This is a genomic window from [Clostridium] scindens, from assembly GCF_019597925.1.
Lineage (GTDB): Bacteria > Bacillota > Clostridia > Lachnospirales > Lachnospiraceae > Clostridium_AP.
Genome location: NZ_CP080442.1, coordinates 3,621,668 through 3,640,718, shown reverse-complemented (window position 1 = coordinate 3,640,718; position 19,051 = coordinate 3,621,668). Strand labels below are relative to the sequence as shown.

The 19,051-nt window shown below is 48.2% G+C and carries 23 protein-coding genes; 21 read left to right on the top strand and 2 right to left on the bottom strand.

Translation table 11 applies throughout. The features are described 5' to 3' along the window. The first annotated feature begins 31 nt into the window (after positions 1-31). Positions 32-550 carry a GNAT family N-acetyltransferase gene (locus K0036_RS17505; protein ID WP_025641649.1) on the top strand — a complete coding sequence of 173 codons (519 nt, stop codon included), beginning with the start codon at positions 32-34 and terminating at the stop codon, positions 548-550. A 179-nt stretch (positions 551-729) separates the two neighbouring features. Then, positions 730-1,239, top strand: coding sequence for a helix-turn-helix domain-containing protein (locus K0036_RS17500; RefSeq protein ID WP_220430282.1), 510 nt, complete (start codon positions 730-732; stop codon positions 1,237-1,239). A gap of 31 nt (positions 1,240-1,270) precedes the next feature. Here K0036_RS17500 and K0036_RS17495 read toward each other — a convergent pair whose 3' ends face one another. Continuing rightward, the gene (locus K0036_RS17495) at positions 1,271-1,555 is read right to left on the bottom strand and encodes a helix-turn-helix transcriptional regulator (RefSeq protein WP_310593068.1); all 285 of its coding nucleotides are present in this window, start codon (positions 1,553-1,555) and stop codon (positions 1,271-1,273) included. Between the two features lie 150 nt (positions 1,556-1,705). Between K0036_RS17495 and K0036_RS17490 the strand changes: the two genes are divergently transcribed. Both K0036_RS17490 and K0036_RS17485 read left to right on the top strand, forming a co-directional pair. Next, positions 1,706-1,993: a hypothetical protein gene (locus K0036_RS17490; RefSeq protein WP_220430281.1), complete on the top strand. Its 288-nt coding sequence runs from the start codon at positions 1,706-1,708 to the stop codon at positions 1,991-1,993. A gap of 100 nt (positions 1,994-2,093) precedes the next feature. Beyond that, on the top strand, positions 2,094-3,269 hold the full coding sequence (locus K0036_RS17485) for a GNAT family N-acetyltransferase (RefSeq protein WP_220430280.1): 1,176 nt from the start codon (positions 2,094-2,096) through the stop codon (positions 3,267-3,269). A gap of 74 nt (positions 3,270-3,343) precedes the next feature. Here the strand turns inward: K0036_RS17485 and K0036_RS17480 are convergent, their stop codons facing one another. Further along, the gene (locus K0036_RS17480; RefSeq protein ID WP_220430279.1) at positions 3,344-4,318 is read right to left on the bottom strand and encodes a DnaJ C-terminal domain-containing protein; all 975 of its coding nucleotides are present in this window, start codon (positions 4,316-4,318) and stop codon (positions 3,344-3,346) included. A 327-nt stretch (positions 4,319-4,645) separates the two neighbouring features. Here K0036_RS17480 and K0036_RS17475 point away from each other — a divergent pair, with 327 nt between their 5' ends. The 17 genes from K0036_RS17475 to rplA all read left to right on the top strand — a co-directional run bounded on the left by K0036_RS17475 (position 4,646) and on the right by rplA (position 19,023). Continuing rightward, positions 4,646-5,266: a hypothetical protein gene (locus tag K0036_RS17475; protein ID WP_025641662.1), complete on the top strand. Its 621-nt coding sequence runs from the start codon at positions 4,646-4,648 to the stop codon at positions 5,264-5,266. 32 nt (positions 5,267-5,298) lie between these two features. After that, positions 5,299-6,096 carry an energy-coupling factor transporter transmembrane component T gene (locus K0036_RS17470; RefSeq protein ID WP_025641664.1) on the top strand — a complete coding sequence of 266 codons (798 nt, stop codon included), beginning with the start codon at positions 5,299-5,301 and terminating at the stop codon, positions 6,094-6,096. Next, entirely contained in the window at positions 6,081-6,926 is an 846-nt protein-coding gene (locus K0036_RS17465; RefSeq protein WP_025641666.1) for an energy-coupling factor ABC transporter ATP-binding protein, read from the top strand. The genes K0036_RS17470 and K0036_RS17465 overlap by 16 nt, the downstream gene beginning before the upstream one ends. A 12-nt stretch (positions 6,927-6,938) precedes the next feature. After that, positions 6,939-7,763 carry an energy-coupling factor ABC transporter ATP-binding protein gene (locus K0036_RS17460; protein WP_025641669.1) on the top strand — a complete coding sequence of 275 codons (825 nt, stop codon included), beginning with the start codon at positions 6,939-6,941 and terminating at the stop codon, positions 7,761-7,763. After that, a complete protein-coding gene (locus K0036_RS17455; RefSeq protein WP_025641671.1) occupies positions 7,753-8,943 on the top strand; it encodes an SIS domain-containing protein in 1,191 nt (396 codons plus the stop codon). Before K0036_RS17460 ends, K0036_RS17455 begins: the two co-directional genes overlap by 11 nt. 12 nt (positions 8,944-8,955) lie before the next feature. After that, positions 8,956-9,936, top strand: coding sequence for a carbohydrate kinase family protein (locus K0036_RS17450; RefSeq protein ID WP_220430278.1), 981 nt, complete (start codon positions 8,956-8,958; stop codon positions 9,934-9,936). Beyond that, a complete protein-coding gene (locus K0036_RS17445) occupies positions 9,933-10,721 on the top strand; it encodes a BtpA/SgcQ family protein (RefSeq protein WP_220430277.1) in 789 nt (262 codons plus the stop codon). The genes K0036_RS17450 and K0036_RS17445 overlap by 4 nt, the downstream gene beginning before the upstream one ends. A 2-nt stretch (positions 10,722-10,723) precedes the next feature. Further along, entirely contained in the window at positions 10,724-12,046 is a 1,323-nt protein-coding gene (gene allB / locus K0036_RS17440; RefSeq protein WP_220430276.1) for an allantoinase AllB, read from the top strand. A gap of 4 nt (positions 12,047-12,050) precedes the next feature. After that, a complete protein-coding gene (locus tag K0036_RS17435; RefSeq protein WP_025641682.1) occupies positions 12,051-13,667 on the top strand; it encodes a PucR family transcriptional regulator in 1,617 nt (538 codons plus the stop codon). A gap of 12 nt (positions 13,668-13,679) precedes the next feature. Next, a complete protein-coding gene (locus tag K0036_RS17430; RefSeq protein WP_220430275.1) occupies positions 13,680-15,164 on the top strand; it encodes an amidohydrolase family protein in 1,485 nt (494 codons plus the stop codon). A gap of 27 nt (positions 15,165-15,191) precedes the next feature. Further along, on the top strand, positions 15,192-15,941 hold the full coding sequence (locus K0036_RS17425; RefSeq protein ID WP_025641686.1) for an amidohydrolase family protein: 750 nt from the start codon (positions 15,192-15,194) through the stop codon (positions 15,939-15,941). Beyond that, the gene (locus K0036_RS17420) at positions 15,938-16,678 is read left to right on the top strand and encodes an amidohydrolase family protein (RefSeq protein ID WP_220430274.1); all 741 of its coding nucleotides are present in this window, start codon (positions 15,938-15,940) and stop codon (positions 16,676-16,678) included. The genes K0036_RS17425 and K0036_RS17420 overlap by 4 nt, the downstream gene beginning before the upstream one ends. A gap of 193 nt (positions 16,679-16,871) precedes the next feature. Further along, a complete protein-coding gene (gene rpmG / locus K0036_RS17415) occupies positions 16,872-17,021 on the top strand; it encodes a 50S ribosomal protein L33 (protein ID WP_005332089.1) in 150 nt (49 codons plus the stop codon). A 22-nt stretch (positions 17,022-17,043) separates the two neighbouring features. Next, positions 17,044-17,235 carry a preprotein translocase subunit SecE gene (gene secE, locus K0036_RS17410; protein ID WP_004606418.1) on the top strand — a complete coding sequence of 64 codons (192 nt, stop codon included), beginning with the start codon at positions 17,044-17,046 and terminating at the stop codon, positions 17,233-17,235. A 33-nt stretch (positions 17,236-17,268) separates the two neighbouring features. After that, complete coding sequence (gene nusG / locus K0036_RS17405; RefSeq protein WP_025641691.1) at positions 17,269-17,784, top strand: transcription termination/antitermination protein NusG; 516 nt, start codon at positions 17,269-17,271, stop codon at positions 17,782-17,784. 55 nt (positions 17,785-17,839) lie between these two features. After that, positions 17,840-18,265: a 50S ribosomal protein L11 gene (rplK, locus tag K0036_RS17400; protein WP_025641693.1), complete on the top strand. Its 426-nt coding sequence runs from the start codon at positions 17,840-17,842 to the stop codon at positions 18,263-18,265. 65 nt (positions 18,266-18,330) lie between these two features. Next, positions 18,331-19,023 (top strand): 50S ribosomal protein L1, encoded by a 693-nt coding sequence (gene rplA / locus K0036_RS17395; RefSeq protein WP_004606415.1) that lies wholly within the window; start codon positions 18,331-18,333, stop codon positions 19,021-19,023. Positions 19,024-19,051: the final 28 nt, after the last annotated feature.

The following is a 19,051-nucleotide window of genomic DNA, read 5'->3' as shown; positions in this document are numbered from 1 at the left end:
GCTTATTATACATGAAGGAGATCATAAGGGTATGAAGTTTGAAGTGGCGACCAGCAAATATCTGGACAGCATCTGCGAGATTACAGAACAGGCCAAAGCGCAGCTTCGGCGTATCGGAATTGACCAGTGGCAGAAAGGATATCCATCAAGAGAGATATGGGAAGAAGACATCGAGATAGGAAGAAGCTATATACTTACGGATGAAGGAAAGGTTCTGGGCGCATTTGCCTACCAGGAGATTCCGGATGCTTCCTACTATGAGATCGACGGGAAATGGCTTACAGACGGAGCGTATGCATCCATGCACCGCGTCTGCGTCGCGGATGCGTGCAAGGGGCGGGGCGTTGCAGGAAGGCTCTTTGCGTATGGCTGTGAGAAGGCAAGGGAATCAGGCTTTCCTTCTATGCGTATAGATACCCATCCAGGGAATATTCCGATGCAGAAGGCTTTGAAGAAGGCGGGATTCCAGCAATGCGGGACGATAGTTCTGGCAGAAGGCAGTGAAAAGGGGGATCTGAGGATCGCCTTTGAAAAGATTATTAAAAAATAATGTTTATTGTTTATGGAACGCTATTAATTATGCGTTCCATTTTATTTTTGGAGATTGATTCACGGATATCCGAAATACTTTAAGGAGAAGAATGAAACAACATAGTGAAAGGTTAATCTGCGTTGCTTGCCGCAACGGGCTTTCCACCGTATAATGGCGGTGAAAGGAGGTCGTCCCTGATGCTAAACGAAAACATCAAAGCAATCAGAAAATCCAAAGGGCTCTCGCAAGAGGAACTTGCAATCAAGCTGAATGTGGTGAGACAAACAATCTCTAAATGGGAACAAGGCTTGTCGGTTCCAGATGCCGATATGCTGATTTCCATATCAGAGGTATTTGGAACACCTGTAAGCATACTGCTTGGAGAAACCATTGCCGAGACGAAGGCTGAGGACTTAAAAGCAATTTCCGAGAAACTTGAAGTCATAAACCTGCAGCTTGCGCATAGGAAAGCAATGAGTCAAAAAGCGTTACATTGGCTTTTTATCTCGTTGTGTGCGGCTATAGTGGCGATTTTTGCGGTCCTAATAGTATTAAATAGTTCTTATTTGGGCTGGGATTATCGCGACCCCGAAACCGCGGTTGCCGGAGCAGCGTTCCACGCATTTGAGTGGCTGTTCGTTAGAATCGCGCCGTTTGCCTTGATTGGAGCAATCGCTGGGGTTTGCCTGACACGGAAGAAAGTGTGAAATTGCCCGACTTTTTGGGAACCCGTTCCGTTTATTTCTTGTCTCGGAAGTACTGTACCAGGTCGTAGACAATCTGAACCTCTTTTTCCGAGAGGTTCGAGATGTCCAAGGTAGCATTGCCGGAAAGCCCTAATAAGTAATCGGTTGAGACGTGGAACAACTGTGAAAGTTCCGCCAGATAAGCGGTAGAAGGGGTAGACAGTCCCATTTCCCACGCATTGACGCTGCTTCTGGTTATATTTAATTTTTTGGCCAGATCGCTCTGGGTCATATTCCGTGACGTTCTCAATTGTTTGATCTTATCTGCAATCATCATCGAATGCTCCTTTTTATTTATATTATGGTAAAATAATCTCAATGATATTGCATTATCAAAATGATGGTATAAATTGACAACCGGTTTAAAAGATGCTATATTGTATGTAAAATGCAGACGGATATGAGAACTAAGGAGGAGTGGGCGAGAATGATCAAGAATATTTGCATGATCCTGGTAATATTTCTCTTGCTTGGCGCTTGCAGCGGCCAGGCAGCGGATAGGGGGAAGCGGGAGGCTCCGGATCATAAAAGCGCGTGTCAGATGGTGTACGCGGATAAGCATGGCAGCGTGCAGGAATTCGAAAAATTTATAATAGAGAATCAAAAAATGCTTTTTCAGTTAAGGAAAATTGCTATTTTGCCGTCTTGGATAGCGTTTCCAGAAGTTCTTCTCTATCCTTGCCAGGATTATTTCTTCTTGACGCCTGACGGCTGATAGGGAATCAGATGCGGCTGATACCGCTTAGAATATCAGAAGCTTTTGATTTTCTTCCTTAATTGCCGAATACAGTGTATAATGGATGAAACGAAGGAGAATGGAGGATAGAGAAGTGGTATTATTAAATGATGAACGGATCTCTAACATAGCAGTCAGAGAAAACCAGGAAGAACTAGTATCTCTTAAGGGCATCCATCAGGACATATTGGTTGATGAAAGCAAAAGCCAGATCATGAACCAGTCCGATTTTTTCTGTCATGCAAGGCGTTCCGTGGCAGAAATGCTAAAGGAGGCCGCAGGATATCTGCCGGCGGGCTATCAGATACTGATTAAAGAAGCCTACAGACCGCTGTCCCAGCAGAAGAAGAGTTTTGAAATGGTCTATCAGGATTATCAGAAGATGTATCCTGACAGAAGCGATGAGGAGATATATAAGACGACTTGCCAGTTTGTGGCGCCGGTGAAGGTTGCCGGACACCCCACCGGCGGGGCCATTGATCTAACGCTTCTAAAGGATGGAAAGGAACAGGATATGGGGACGGCATACAACGCGGTTCCGCTTGAGCCGGAGAACCGTACCTATCTATATTCAGACTATATTAGCGATGAGGCGCGAAGCAATCGGAAGATATTGATCGACATTATGGAAAAGGTCGGATTTGCAAATTATCCTACGGAATGGTGGCACTGGTCCTACGGCGATTGCTACTGGGCCTTTTTAAACCAGTGCGATGCAATCTATTCTCCGATTGAGGCCATATTGAAAACAGAAAGGCTCTATCTGCGCGAGATACGCCGGGAGGACTACGAGGCGCTGTGCAGGATGCTAAAGGATGAAGAAGTCATGTATGCGTATGAGCATGCGTTTGATGACAAGGAGGCCTGGGAGTGGCTGGAATTGCAGCTAGAGCGGTATGAAAATGATGGATTTGGCCTGTGGGCAGTGGTGCTGGAAGAGACCGGAGAGTTGATAGGCCAGTGCGGCCTGACAAGGCAGGATCTGAATGGGGAGCAGGTGCTTGAGGTGGGATACCTTCTGGCGAAGGATTTCTGGCATAAGGGCTATGCGACTGAGGCTGCAATTGCATGTAAGGAATATGCGTTTGAAGTATTGGGGGCCAAAGAAGTGTATTCGATTATTCGCGACAACAATATCGCGTCCCAGAATGTCGCAAAGCGGAATAAAATGACGGTTGCGGGAAAGTGCGTAAAGCACTATTACAATAAGTATATGCCCCACTTGGCGTTCTCGGCTCAAAGGGAGACAGAATAATTATGGCATGATGCTATTAGGCGGACGATCACAGGTATCGTCCTGCCTGAGGCATCATGCCATTTATTCATATATTAATTGGAACTTGTAGCATGCCGGCCGTTGTCGGAGGAAGTTCCGTTATAGGCTGCATCGAATTCCCGCAGCCTTTTTTTCGCTTCAGGACTTAGATTCCTTGGAACCTGTATCCGTATGGTGACATATTGATCGCCGTGAACGGAAGCATCCTTCATGGACACAATGCCCTTGCCCCTGAGCCGGATCTTCGTGCCTGACTGGGTGCCTGGCTGGATCTTGCAGAGAACGTTTCCCGCAAGGGTCTGTACGTAAGCCTCCCCGCCAAGCGCGGCGACTGTAAAAGGAATGTCCGCGGTGGCGTAGAGATCCAGTCCCTTGCGCTCGAAGCCGGGCTTCTTTAAAACGGATACTTTTAGAAGCAGATCGCCGGGCTCGCCGCCGTTGCTTCCCGGCATTCCTTTGCCACGCAGCCGTATGCTCTTTCCGCTGTCTATCCCGGCAGGGATGCGGACCTTGAGAGTCTGGGGCGGCTGGCCGTTCTCAGGGCTTGAAAGGGTGATAACCTTATCGCAGCCAAAGGCTGCCTCTTCGAAGGTGACGGAGATATCGGCATGGAGATTGCCGCCTTTTTGCCGGAATGCCTCCTGGCGGAATCCCCCCTGGCGGAAACTGCCTGACTGCCGGCCTCTGAAGAGGTCGCCAAAGATATCGCCGAAGAGGTCATCCATATCCCCGCTTTGATAGTGGTATTCCCGGTAACTGCCATCCGGGCCTTGATAGAAGCCGGAATTGGCCGGACCGCCATCTGGGCCGGCATGGCCGAACTGATCATACAGTTTCTTCTTTTCCGGGTCGCTCAGGACGTTATATGCTTCTGTGACCTCTTTAAACTTCTGCTCTGCCACAGCATCCCCGGAATTCGTGTCAGGGTGATATTTCTTTGCCAATTTTCGGTATGCGGACTTGATCTTTCCCGCATCTGCATTCTTTTCTATTCCTAATATCTCATAATAATCTCTTTTAGTTCCCATTAAAGACCACCTCCTTTAAATCTGACCGCGCTAATGGGCCGAAAATCCTGACTGGCTTAGGCAAGTGATCGGACAATGTGTATGATAAGGCATTCATCTTTCAACGCTGCCTGGTTGTTCTATATGTAATATAACAAATAGACTTTATAATGTCAAGTTTGTTATAAAACTTTAATTTTTATCTTTTGCAAATAATGTAGAAAAATAATAAAAATTGAAAAAAGAGTGTGCAAATTGCATAACGATACCCAGCATTTATTGAAAAATGATGGCGAAAAGATATAATGAACACAACTTAAAGGAAAGTTTTGCAAGGAGGGCAAAAATATGAAAAAAACAAAAACTTATTCAATCAAGGAAGACTTTTCAATGGTGGCGATTCTGACGATTCCCATCTGCGTAGCGATCAATGTGGTAGGCGACCAGATCGTGCAGCTTTTAAAGCTGCCTATCTTCCTGGATGTTATCGGCACGGTATTGATGGCAATGCTTGCGGGGCCTTGGCCAGCCGCGGTGACAGGAATACTTACCAACCTGTGTATGGGTATCACCGATAATCCGACATTGATTCCATTTGCGATTACATCTGCAGCCTGCGGTATAGCAGCCGGCCTGTTCGCAAGGAAGAAATGGTTTTCTGCACAGAAGTGGAAACTGATCATTATCGTTTTAGTCCTGGATCTTGTAACGATCTGTACGGCATCGCCTATCACCATCTTCGCGTTTGGCGGCGTATCAGGAAACGGCGGGCAGTCTGTTGCGATCGCGGGCCTTCTGGCATCCGGCGCCAATATTATAGCGGCCGTTGTAGGCACGGATTTCTGGATCAACCTTATTGACCGGGCGCTTGCCATGGTTATCGCCTTTGCCGTTGTCAAGGTTATTCCAGACCGGACGCTTATTAAGTACAGTCTGGGAGCCAACTTTACTAAGAAGAAATCAGAGTAATTCCAAAGCGGCCAATGCAGATGGAGGGATATATGTACCGAGAACAATTGATGGAAAAAAAGAAGAACAAAATAGCCGGATTATATCCGATGTGCAAGATCGAGATGCTGGGAATGTATGTGATACTCATCGTCCTGGCAAACATGATACAGATATACGGACTGCCTTTGCTGCTGATTCCGCTGTCTCTATGCATTCCGCTTATATTTGCATTGAGCGGTCAGCTGAAGGATTATTTGTCTTTTATAAAGATGGTCAGTTTTCTGGTCTGCTTCCTGTTTGTGATACAGGCGTTTCTGATCAAAGGGACTGATCCGGTGCTCATGTGGCAGTGGAAGTTCCTGCACATATACAGAGGCGGGCTGGATAAAGGATTGACCCTTAGTTTCAACATCCTGAATTTTGCTGGTATTTTTTACTGGCTTTTCAAGACATCGACCTACCAGGAAATCAGCGCGGCAATGGAGCAAAGCGGGCTGCATCACAAGGCCGCCTATGTATTCCTTTCCACATTCAAGATGATTGATGTAATGAGGCAGAATACTTTTAAGATCATGGACGCGCAGAGAGCCAGGGGCGTCGAGACAGAAGGAAATATATTCGTAAGGGCGAAAGCCTTTGTCCCCATCATAATCCCGCTGGTGGTAAATGCCATGCTGGAAGTGGGGGAGAGGGCCCTGACTTTGGAATCCAAGGCATTTTCGGTAAAATGCCAGAAGACGATCATGATTCCTGCCACACGCAACGGGTATGAAAAGAGGGCGCTGGCCGTGACTGCGGTGATAGTGGTCTGTGCGATAGGAGGAACCATATTATGGCTGAGAAGATAATTGAACTGAAGAATGTAACCTATACATACCCGTTAAATTCCGCACCGGCGCTAAAAGATATTTCCTTAAGCCTGGAAGCAGGAAAACTCTATGGAATGGTGGGGGGAAACGGCTCGGGCAAGACGACTCTTTGCCTGACGATATGCGGATTTGCCACCAAATTCGAGAAAGGAACATTAAAAGGAGAGGTTCTGATAAAAGGCAAGGACATTGACGAATACCAGGAAGGCGAGGTATCCCGGATGATCGGGTATGTCCTGCAGAATCCGTTCAGCCAGATATCGGGAGTAAGAGAGACCGTGCTGGAAGAGATTGCCTATGGGCTTGAAAACCTGGGCGTAGACCCCGAGGAGATGGAAGAGCGCGTTGTAGCGATCGCAAAGAAGACGGATATTGAAGCGCTGCTTCTAAAGAACCCTTATGAACTATCCGGTGGACAGCAGCAGAGGGTGGCACTGGCATCCGTTCTGGTGCTGGACCCGGAGATACTGGTTATCGATGAGCCTACGTCTCAGCTGGATCCGGAAGGAACCGAGAGCATATTTAAAATCATCGAGCGGCTCAAGGAGGATGGGAAGACCATCCTTCTGGTAGAGCACAAGATGGATCTTTTAGCGGAATATGCGGATGAGATCATCGTGCTGGAAGACGGCATGAATATCGTAACAGGGCCTACGGAAAAGGTGCTGGCAGATAGAAGCCTGGAAGAGCATGGCATCCAGCTTCCCCAGATCAGCGTCATATTTAATGAGCTGAGGAAAAAAGGGAGATGCTACGACAATATTCCGGTCACCTATGATGAGGCAATGAGACTATTAAGAAATGTGTAGAGAGGAAATATTATGGGAGATATTTTATTAGACCACGTATCGTTTACATATAAGAACGGGTATGAAGCCGTGTCCGATATTTCTCTTTCTATCAGGCAGGGAGAAAGGGTAGCCATACTTGGCCAGAATGGCGCAGGCAAGACGACTACGGTAAGAATGATGAATAATATGCGCCGCCCCACCAAGGGGACGGTCATGGTAGGCGACAAGAATACGAAGGATTATACGACTGCCCAGATATCCAGAGAGGTCGGGTATGTATTCCAGAATCCGGACGACCAGCTGTTTCATGCGACCGTGCAGGAGGAAGTAGAGTTTGGCCCGAAGACAGCCTTGAAGCTGCCGGATGAGGAAGTACAGGCAAGATGCCGCAAGGCGCTTGAGATGACGGGGCTTGCAGATGCCAAGGATGAGAATCCATTTTCTCTTCCGCTGTCCATAAGGAAATTTGTGGCCATCGCAGCGGTCATTGCTTCTGATCCGGAAGTCTATATCTTTGATGAGCCGACAGCAGGGCAGGACCGCGTGGGGCTTCTGAGCCTGGATAAGATTATCCGCGGCCTGCAGGATCTGGGAAAGACGGTAATCACCATTACGCATGATATTGAATTTGCGATCAATACCTTTGACAGGATTGTCGTAATGGCAAAAAAGAAGATTATCAAGGAAGGATCGCCGAAAGAGGTATTCCATGACGAGGAAGTGCTTCAGAAGGCGATGCTTAAGACGCCGTATGCAGTCAGGTTTGCCAGGGAGCTTTCTCTGGGCGAAGAGATCACAACCAATGAACAACTAATAGAAGCATTAGCAAGGAGAGAAACAGAATATGAATTGTAAGATTATGCCGCCATTATTAAGGGAGGATTCCATTCTTAGCGAAGCAGATCGTGCTTTGCTTAGGAATCTTTACGAAGAAGAAGGGGATAATACATGGAAAGTAGTCGCTGGCGATGATCCGCTGGATGAGCGAAGGCTGAAGCGGAATTCCTATACGTATGAGGAATTGCTGGGACAGCCGGATAAGATACGCGAGACGCTAGACAAGGAAGATGCCGCCATCAGGAAGGTGGCAGGGCTTTTGGGAAAGAAGAAGATCCGGCAGATCTATATGATTGGCTGCGGGGATTCGGTAGCGGCGCTTCGTGGCGTCAGGTTCTTCCTGGAGTCGTTGCTGGGCATTCCATGCAAGGAAGAGGACGCATTGGATTTTGCCTATTATAATAGCGGGGCGGTGAATGAAGAGACGCTGGTGATCACGCTGTCTTCCAGCGGCAGGACTGTAAGAGTAGTCGAGGCTCTGCTGGCGGCCAGGGCGCGCGGGGCACAGACGCTTGCGCTGTCGAATACGCCGGACTCTCCGCTTATGAAGGCCGCCACGGCTGGCATCATCATTCATGCGTCAAGAAAAGGCTGGCCTACCCAGTCATCCACATCTGCCATGGCAGCTGTCGTGAGGCTGGGGTTAGAACTGGGGAAAACGCTGGGAATTGATCCGGAGAAAGTGGATTACTATGAGAAGGAGTTTGACAAGATTCCAGAATTGATGGAACAGGCCATTCATATGACGGAAGAAAAGATGAAAGGAATGGCAGAAAGATTATATAGCAAAAAGATGTTCTTTTTCTGCGGCGGCGGTCCATTCTTCACATGTGCGGAATATGGATCCGCAAAAGTCAAGGAAGCGACGCCGGTCTATGCAATGCCGGTCCTGCTGGAAGAATTCCATCACTATAATACCCTGAAGAAGGGCGATCCGCTGTTCCTGATCGCGCCCCCGGGATATTCTGACCAGAGGGCCCTGGAGACCATATGGGCAGGAAAGGAACTGGGAGGAAGCATCTACGTGCTTACGTCAGACAACGAAGAAGCACTGATACAGGAGGCTGACGAAGCGGTAATACTGCCGGAAGCAAAAGAGTGTTTTGCAAACTTCGTATACGCCGTTCCGCTTCAGCTATTCGGATATTACCTTTCCGTCGAGCAGGAAAAAGAAGCAAGGAAAAAATTAGGGGAATAGGAGCGCTGGCATATGGATTATGTAGCTGTTGGCTGCCTCGGTATTGACAATATCATTAATACGGTGGGCATAAAAAAATTAAATGTTTTTGGCGGAAACGCCGCGTTTGGAACTGCAGGAATCTCAATCTGGCACGATGGAGAAGTAGGAGTGGTCTCCAGAAAAGGAACGGACATTCCGCAGGAATGGATCCGGATGCTGGAAGAGCGGGGAATTGACACGACAGGGATCAAAGATGTACCGATGCGTCATATGATGTTTGCGGGAATGATCTACGATGAGAATGGAGAGCGCAGGGAGGTAACCTTTAATGAGGATGAGCAGAGCGGGGAACTGATAGCGGGATTTCCGGTGATGACGCCCGAGATGGTGACGATGGCGCATGAGATATTCGCGCCTACCGTCAGCGACATACCGGACAGTTATTCGGATGCTGACGTCTTCCTGGCAGCGCGCCACTACGACAGGCAGTTAGGCTATGCCAAATACTTCAGAGAGAAGAATCCGGATGGGATCATCGTGCTTGATACAGGAAGCGACTATATGAAGCCGGAATGCATTGACAAATTGCCGGAGCTATTCAGCCTGGTAGATGTAGTCATCCCAAGCGAAGTAGAGGTGAAGGGCATCTTCGGCGATATTCCTATGGCGGAGGCCGCAGAAAGGATGATGCAGCTTGGAGCAAGGAATGTAGTGATCAAGATCGGGAAAAGAGGCTGCCTGGTATATGTAAATAAAGAAATTATATTTGTGAATGCATATCACTCAGATACAGTCAAGGACCCAACAGGAGCTGGAGACAGTTTCTGCGGCGGATTCCTGGTTGGATACAGCAAGACCCATGATCTTGTGACGGCAGCGAAATACGGGACAGTATCTTCTTCCTTTATAATAGAAGATTTTGGGATCGAGCCTGCACTCCATGTAAGCAGAGAGATGGCCGAGAAGCGCCTAAAGGAAGTCGTGTGCTATACCATGGAGGGAAAAGAATGAGATATACGAAAGAGCCAATCATTATCGGGGCAGTGCATCTTCCGTACTACGGAAGGAATAACCCGTCCCAGTCGATTGCGGAGATAGAAGAATATGTCATGACCAACGTTAAGGTTCATTATGACAATGGAATCGATACTGTATATATCCAGGATGAAAATCTGAATCTGGGTCCCGCCATGCCGGAGACGATCGCCCTGATGGCCTCTCTCGCCAAGATGGTGAAGATGGAGATGCCGGACATTCGGCTGGGAATGATCATGCAGTCGCATGACGGCGAGGCGCCTATCGCGGCGGCTACGGCTGCGGGGGCAGACTTTGTGCGAATCAAGGTATTTGCGGGAACGATGTATAAGGCGGAAGGAATCCGCACAGGCGTTGGGGAGACGGCAGTGCAGTACCGCGCGATGCTGAACTCTCCGGTGAAGATACTCGCAGACGTGCATGACAGGGAAGGGATTCCCATGCCCGGAGTACCGATAGATATGGCGATTGACTGGGCAAGCCACATAGGCGCGGATGGCCTCATACTTACCGGGCATAGTTATCAGGAGACCTTGCGGTATCTAAAGACAGCGCAAGAGATGGAACTGGGAAAGCCGGTGCTGGTAGGCGGCTCCGTCAACGAAGATAATATATACGAGATACTGGATCATTGCGAAGGCGCGGTGGTAAGCAGTTCCCTGATGCTCAAAGAAACAAAGCCGGGAAGCCTGCTGCGCTGGGATGCAGAGAAAATTAAACGTTTTGCAGACAAGGTAAGATGTTACCGGAAGAGTAGATAGTTATGTATGATTTGGCGATTAAGAGAGGCTGCGTTATTACCCCGGATGGAAAACAGCAGCTGGATATAGGCATCAGAAATGGAAGGATAGCAGGCCTATCCCTGCCGGGAATGCTTGGAGAAGCAAAAGATACATTAGAGGTTCCGGGACGGTATATCTTTCCTGGAGGAATAGATGTGCATGTCCATATGGACGATCTGGGCGCGGAAGAGATGGAAGACTGGCGGCATGGATCTCTGGCGGCAGCGGAAGGAGGAATCACTACAGTGGCAGACATGCCAATAGATAATGTACCTGCTACCGTAAACGGAGATACCCTGCGGATGAAGCTTGAGAGAATCGAGGGAAATTCCTATACCGATTATATGGCGTGGGGCGGCCTTGCCACAGATAATCTGGCTTCCATCCCGGATATGCTAAAGGAAGGCGCGGCAGGGCTTAAGGCATTCCTGTGCGACAGCGGGGCCAAAGATTTTGCGCAGGTCACGGATCCAATCCTGCTGGAGGCCATGCGCATGGCTGCAGCGGAAGACTTTCCCATTATCATCCATGCGGAAAATGAAGCGATAAACCAATACTATACGAAGAAATATAAGGGGAGCAGCAGGTGGGAGCATCTTGGCAGGATGCGCCCAGAGGTAAGCGAGATGGAGGCAGTGGCAAAATGTGCCCTATTTGCCCGGCTTACAGGAGCCAGAGTGCATATAGCCCATATAAGCAGCGCCAAGAGCATCCCGATCATCCAGGAGGCAAGAAGGCAGGGAGCAAGGCTGACCTGCGAAACCTGTCCGCATTATCTGATGTTTTCACAGGAAGATTATATAGAAAAGGGAGCACTGTTAAAGTGCGCGCCGCCAATCCGGGATGAGGAGAACAAGGCTGCGTTATGGAAGGAACTGGAAGGCGGCAATATTGATATTATTTCTTCTGACCATTCTCCCAGCACGTATAAGTCTGAGGCAGATGGACCCGATGACGCGTGGGCAGGCATATCCGGAATCCAGTGCACTCTGCTGGTACTATATTCCGAAGGGTACTGCAAAGGAAGGATCAGCCTGGAGCGTATTGCGCAGATATTTTCGTATAAGCCGGCCGGCTTAATGGGAATTGATAAAAGGAAAGGAAGCATTGCGCTGGGAAAGGATGCCGACCTGGCAATACTGGATCCTACAAAAAAGACGGTCTTTGGAGAAGCGCAGATGAAAACGAAAGTAAAGAGTAGCGTGTATAAAAATTCCTGTTTTCAGGGAGCCGTAGAAAGGACATATCTACGAGGCGTGATGGTAAAAGAGCCGGCGCCGCAAGGATGCTATATTTGCAGGTGAGTCGATGAAAACTAGTTTAGAATGGCTAATAACAGCCAGCGGGTTGAAAAATATAAAATGTGTTGCTTGCGATGATCTGCCAAACGCCCGGTTTGATGGCGTAAGCGTGCTGGATAATCCGGATGCCATTCGGTGGGTAAAGCAGGATGAACTGGTGATTACATCCGGCTATTTTCTTGTGGATGACGCGCAGGCTCAGAAGAGAATCATCCATGAATTAAAAGAAGCCGGCTGTGCCGGGCTGGGAGTCAAGATCAGGGACTATCTGCAGGAACTCCCGGAGATCATGGTCAGCGAGGCCGCAAAGGCGGGGCTTCCGCTTCTTGAACTGCCATTTTATTATTCTCTATCCGAGGTCTGCCAGGCAATCTATAACCACATCTATGATCTGAGTTACAGAAGCAGGGTGAGAGAGCAGAAATTAATAGAAGACATATCAGATATCTTCTTTTCCAAGCGGGGAACGATGGAAATTGTCTACCGGATCGCGGAATTCCTGAAACGAACGGTCATCCTTATGGACAGCGATTATAAGTGCGTATATGCGGCCAAAAGGATGAATGACAAGAAACTGTGCATCAAGGACAGCGAGATAAAACGGCTGCACTCCTCGCAGACCAATGAAAGCGTCTTCCTATTCCCTGACCAGACCCAGAGAAAAGGATATACGGTTACCATTCCCGGGGCAGAATCCAACGCGCTCCTGCTTGTGCTGGAAGATGTGGGGGATCTGGATAAGGAAGAAAAGTTCATTATCGAACGCTGCATCAAGATCTTAAGCATGGCGCTGGAGCAGGCCAGATCAAGGCAGGAGGACAGATATGAATTTGAGGATTCGTACCACAAAGATCTATATGAATATCTGAATGGGCTGCGTCAGTTCGACGACGGGGAATTAAAGAATATACTGCGGGAGATAGAAATGCCTTTTGAGAAGAAGCGGGTCATGGTGCTTCTGCAGATACGGACAGGATTCGACTACAATACTGACTACAGGGGGATTATAGACGGATGCATCCGCAATTGCAGAGAACTTCGCAACTTCGAGCCTTATATCTTAAGCCGCGACCGCAAGTTCATCATCTATCTTTTCGCAGGCCAGGCAAAAAGCAATCCCTTTATATGTAACGCGGCGAAAAAACTGGCAGAAACAATCATACGGAAGATGAACGCCCTGAAAGAAGGGATGGATGTGCTGGCAGGCATAGGAAAAAGCAGCCAGGACTTTGCAGGAATAAGAAGGTCCTATCAAGAGGCGGAGAAAGCGATCGATATCGGAGAAAAACTGGGGCTGAAAGAGAAGATCTTTGCTTATAACCAATTAGAATTCTATGATTATCTGCTTCAGTATCCGGTAAAGACGAAAGGGCGATGCTGTGATAATATACAGTACCTGCAGGAATACGACAAGGAGAATAATACAGAGCTTGCGCGGACATTGCTGGGCTTTCTTGAGTATAAGTTCAATGTCAGCGAGACTGCCAAAGCGTTGTATATCCACAGGAACACGCTGATCAACCGATTGGGGAAGATCAAGGAACTGCTATATAATGACCTGGAGACGATGGATGATCTGATGCCTCTTTGCATGGAGGCCTATGCATATAAATTATTTTCGTAGGAGGAAATGAAGATGAAGATATTGCTGAAAAACGCAAAAATACTGACATTTAATGATGAAGATGAAATACTGGAACATGCCGATCTACTTATCGAAGGGCGAAAGATAGCGAAAATAGGAAAGGGGCTTGAAGAGAAGGCTGACAAGGTGATCGACTGCACTGGCAAGCTGGTGATGCCAGGCCTGGTCAATTCTCATCTACATTCAGATGAGAATATGTTCCGGGGCCTGTTTGACAACATGCCTCTTGAGCCATGGATGCTGTACAGCTGCCCGCCGCTTCAGTACGGGCCGTTTGCGCCCCGCCTCATATACCTTCGCACCATGATCGGAGCAATGGAGATGGTGAAGAAGGGGATCACATGCGTGCAGGATGACGTATCAGAATGCCCCAAGGCAACGGTGGAAGGATACGACCAGGTATTTCAGGCCTATAAGGATGTTGGATTAAAGGGCAATATCGCGGTCAACATGGGAGACCGGAAGTTTATGGATAAGCTTCCATATACAAGGGAATGCATCCCCGCTAAATATCATGAACTGCTGTCATCCCACCCGGATCCGGAGGAGATGATCGAGATCTATGAAGAAGTTATCCGAAGATGGGACAGGAAAGATGGGATGAAGGTAGTCTTCTCTACATCAGCCCCCCAGCGGTGTACGGACGAGTACCTTATGAGAGGACTTAAAATAGCCGAAAAGTACGATCTGCCGATGCATACGCATATCCTGGAAACCAGGATGCAGCGCGCTACGGGCCCGGAATTCTACGGCAAGTCTATCGTAAAGCACATCCGGGATCTGGGATTTCTGACGGATCGCCTGACCATTATACATGGAGTATGGATGGATGAGGAGGATATGCGGATGATCGGAGAGGCGGGCGCTTCCGTGGCCCACAATCCGGTCAGCAATCTGAAACTCGGCAGCGGAATCATGCCGCTTCGCAAGATGGTACGAAATAAGGTGAATGTAGTGCTGGGAACAGACGGCATGAGCAGCAATGACGGCTACAGCATATTCGAGACGGTAAAATTCGCTGCTCTGCTGCAGAAGGTAATGGACGCGGATTATAAGACCTGGCTGGATGCCAAGTCTATATTGAAGATGGCAATCCGTACGCCTGCCCGCAGCTTGAGAAGGGCGGACGAGATTGGAAGCCTGGAGGCGGGAAAAGATGCAGATATCAATATTATCAACTTGAAGTCGGAGGCATTTACCCCTCTGAATGATATCTATAAGCACCTGGCTTACTGCGAAGATGGAAGCGATGTGGAAACCGTGATCGCAGCGGGCAGGATTCTGATGGAGGACAGGAAGCTCCTGCATGTAGATGAAGAGGCGCTGATAGAGGAACTGCAGGATATGACAAGGGACTTCAAGGAGAGGTACATAGGCACGGTCAAGGCCAATGACGTTCTGATGCCGTACGTTGACGATATATATAGCAAGTGCATCAGCCAGTATGAAGACTGCACTTGCAACCTGTTTGTCTGATCAGGGAATAATAAGGAGGAAAAACTTATGAGAATCATAGATATGCATGCCCATGTGGATGTGTGCGAGCCGCTGAACTGGTATGATACAGCGGAAAAATTGATAACGCTTATGGATGAGGCTGGGATTGAGAAGGCTGTCGTAAGCGCCTATCTGAACCTTCCCGGGCCGGACATGACATGCGGCATGCGGCTGTGGGATTCCATCGAGCCATACAAAGAGCGGTTCATGATGTTTCTGCGGATGGATCCCTGGTTTGGGCAGGAAGCGATCGATTTCCTGGAAGACAGCTGCAGAAAATATCCGGTTCGTGGAGTAAAGTTGCATCCTGCCCATTATACGCTTCATCCATACGGGGAACTTACGGTCCGCCTTTGCAGGAAGGCGGGCGAACTGGGACTGCCGGTGCTGTTCCACTGCGGCGACGAGATGATGTGCCTTCCCCTTCAGATCGGCGAACTGGCGGCCCAATGCCCGGACACCGTCATTATACTGGCGCATATGGGCGGCTACGCCCACAACAGGGATGCCATCGAGGTGGCGAAGAAGTATAAGAACATTTATATAGATACTTCGGAGGTGCCGCTGGTCAAGGAAATAAGATGGCTTGTGGACGAATTGGGAGCAGAGCGTATCTTCTTCGGTACAGACGCGCCGTGCTGCGATCCGATGGTAGAACTTAAAAAGGTACTGCTGGCTGGTCTGTCAGAAGAAGAATTGGAAAAGGTTCTGTATCAGAACGCGGTTCGCGTGATGGGATTGGAGGAAATAAGATGATTGTTGATTTTCATACATACGTGGGCGAGTCCATGCTGGGCCAGGAGAGCACGGAAGAAGACATCCTGAAGAATATGGAGGAGAATCAGGTGGATGTATCGGTGATCTGCCCGGTCAAGACGATTGATCCTTTCTTCGAACGGCAGAATGAATATATTTCGGACTTGCAGAGGAAGCATTCCGGAAAACTAAAAGGCTTCTGCAGGATCGACCCGAACCTTGGCAAGGATTCTGAGAAGATATTGCGGGAATCGGTGGAGGACCTGGAACTGAAAGGCCTGCTTCTGCACCCCTGGGAAGAGACGTTTGCGATTAATGACAAGAAGGTGTATCCTTTTATGGAGATATGCGAGGAATACGGCCTGCCTGTCTTAATTGAGACAGGGTATCCATGGCTTTCCCACTGCTTCCAGGTGGCCAGCCTTGCGGAAAAATTCCCGGAACTTAAGTTTATCATGTCCCACGGCGGGCAGTTTGACAGCAGCGGCTATGCGCTGACGGATGTCGATTACGTGATGGACCGGCATCCCAACCTGCTGATCGAGACTTCGGGGGATTATTCGGATGAAGGAATAGAGAATATTCCGAACCGCCTTGGATATGACCGGCTGCTGTTCGGGTCTCATTTCCCATGGCTTAACACAGAACTTGAGATCTACCGCATCCGGCGGGCCAATCTATCGGAAGAGGCAAGGGAATGCATCTTCTATAAGAACGCATTGAATCTATTAAAGTAAGAAGATGATCCGCGCGCCTGCGGTCCTGGCCGCAGGCGCAATATGAAGAAAAGGACTTGCATTTTCCGGCTTTCTGTGATACACTATCCTAGCGAATGGAAGTAGGTCTTTTTTTTATGCCTAAAATTTGGGTAGCCTCGCAAGCTACCAAGTAACAATGTTAACACAAGAAACATGAAGCGAGGTGGAAGTTGTGCGTACAAGAATCACATTGGAATGTACAGAATGCAAGCAGCGTAACTACAACATGACAAAGGATAAGAAAACACATCCTGAGCGCATGGAGACTAAGAAGTACTGTAAGTTCTGCAAGTCACACACATTGCACAAAGAGACAAAATAGTCGCCGTAAAGGAGTGGATGTCATGAGCGATAAGACTCAGAAGAAAAGCTGGTTCAAAGGTCTTAACAGAGAATTTAAGAAAATCATTTGGCCAGATAAGATGACACTTGCAAAACAGACGACGGCAGTTGTTTCCGTGTCCGTAGTTCTGGGAATAATCATAGCGATCGTTGATTTTATTGCCCAGTACGGAGTGGATTTATTAGTAAAATAGAACTGATAAACTGCGGGCAAGAAAGGTGAGTTTATGTCAGAGGCAAAATGGTACGTAGTTCATACCTATTCCGGGTATGAAAACAAAGTAAAAGCCAACATTGATAAGACAATTGAAAACAGACATTTGGAAGATCAGATTCTGGAAGTCCGCGTTCCGATGCAAGATGTCGTAGAGATGAAGAACGGCGTTCAGAAGGCGACACAGAAGAAGATGTTTCCGGGCTATGTGCTGATTCATATGATCATGAATGATGATACATGGTATGTTGTCCGTAATACAAGAGGCGTAACGGGATTCGTAGGACCAGGCTCTAAGCCGGTTCCGCTGACGGATGCAGAGATGGCGCCGCTTGGGATCAGGCAGGAGAACATTGTCGTTGACTTTAAAGAAGGCGACACGGTTCAGGTTATTGCCGGTGCATGGGCAGATACGGTTGGCGTTATCCAGTCTATGAATATACAGAAGCAGAGCCTTACCATCAATGTTGAACTATTCGGCCGCGAAACGCCGGTTGAAATTGGTTTCGCAGAAGTCAAGAAAATGTAACAGGTAGTGGGAGGGACGCAGACGTTCCCGAAGGCACCACAAGGAGGTAATTGAAATGGCAAAAAAAGTAGAAGGTTATATTAAGTTACAGATCCCTGCAGGAAAAGCAACACCAGCACCACCGGTTGGACCTGCACTTGGTCAGCACGGTGTAAATATCGTTGAATTTACAAAGCAGTTCAACGCTAAGACTGCAGATCAGGGAGATATGATTATTCCTGTTGTAATCACGGTTTACAATGACAGAAGCTTCAGCTTCATCACAAAGACGCCGCCGGCAGCAGTCCTGATCAAGAAGGCCTGCAACATCAAGTCTGGTTCAGGCGTTCCGAACAAGACAAAGGTTGCGACAATCACAAAGGCTCAGCTTCAGGAAATCGCTGAACTGAAGATGCCAGACCTGAATGCAGCCAACGTTGAAGCAGCAATGAGCATGATCGCCGGAACATGCCGCAGCATGGGCGTAAAGGTTGAAGACTAGAGTAAATTGTAAACGATAGAAAGTGGGAGGGTTATCCCGACATTACCACAAGGAGGTTTTTTAGAATGAAAAGAGGAAAGAAATATGTTGAGGCTGCAAAGGCAATTGACAGAGGAACGCTCTACGATGTTGCGGAAGCAGTGTCATTAGTTAAAAAGACTGCAGTAGCAAAATTTGATGAGACAATCGAGGCTCATATCAGAACTGGATGTGACGGACGTCACGCTGACCAGCAGATCCGTGGCGCGGTCGTACTTCCGCACGGAACAGGCAAGAAAGTCCGTATCTTAGTATTTGCAAAGGACGCAAAGGCTGATGAGGCTAAAGCGGCAGGAGCAGATTACGTAGGCGGAGAAGAACTGATTCCAAAGATCCAGAATGAGAACTGGTTTGAATTCGACGTAGTAGTAGCTACGCCGGATATGATGGGTGTCGTTGGACGTCTTGGACGTGTTCTCGGACCTAAGGGATTAATGCCGAACCCGAAGGCCGGAACGGTAACTATGGACGTGACAAAGGCAATCCAGGACATCAAAGCCGGTAAGATTGAGTACAGACTTGATAAGACAAACATTATCCATGTGCCAGTAGGTAAGGCTTCATTTACCGAAGAACAGCTTACGGACAACTTCCAGACGCTTATTGATGCAATCAACAAGGCAAGGCCATCCGCTGTAAAGGGTCAGTTCTTAAAGAGCGTGACGCTTACTTCTACAATGGGACCTGGCGTTAAGATTAACCCAATTAAGGTTATGTAATTGCATATTAGATGAATAATAAGAGACA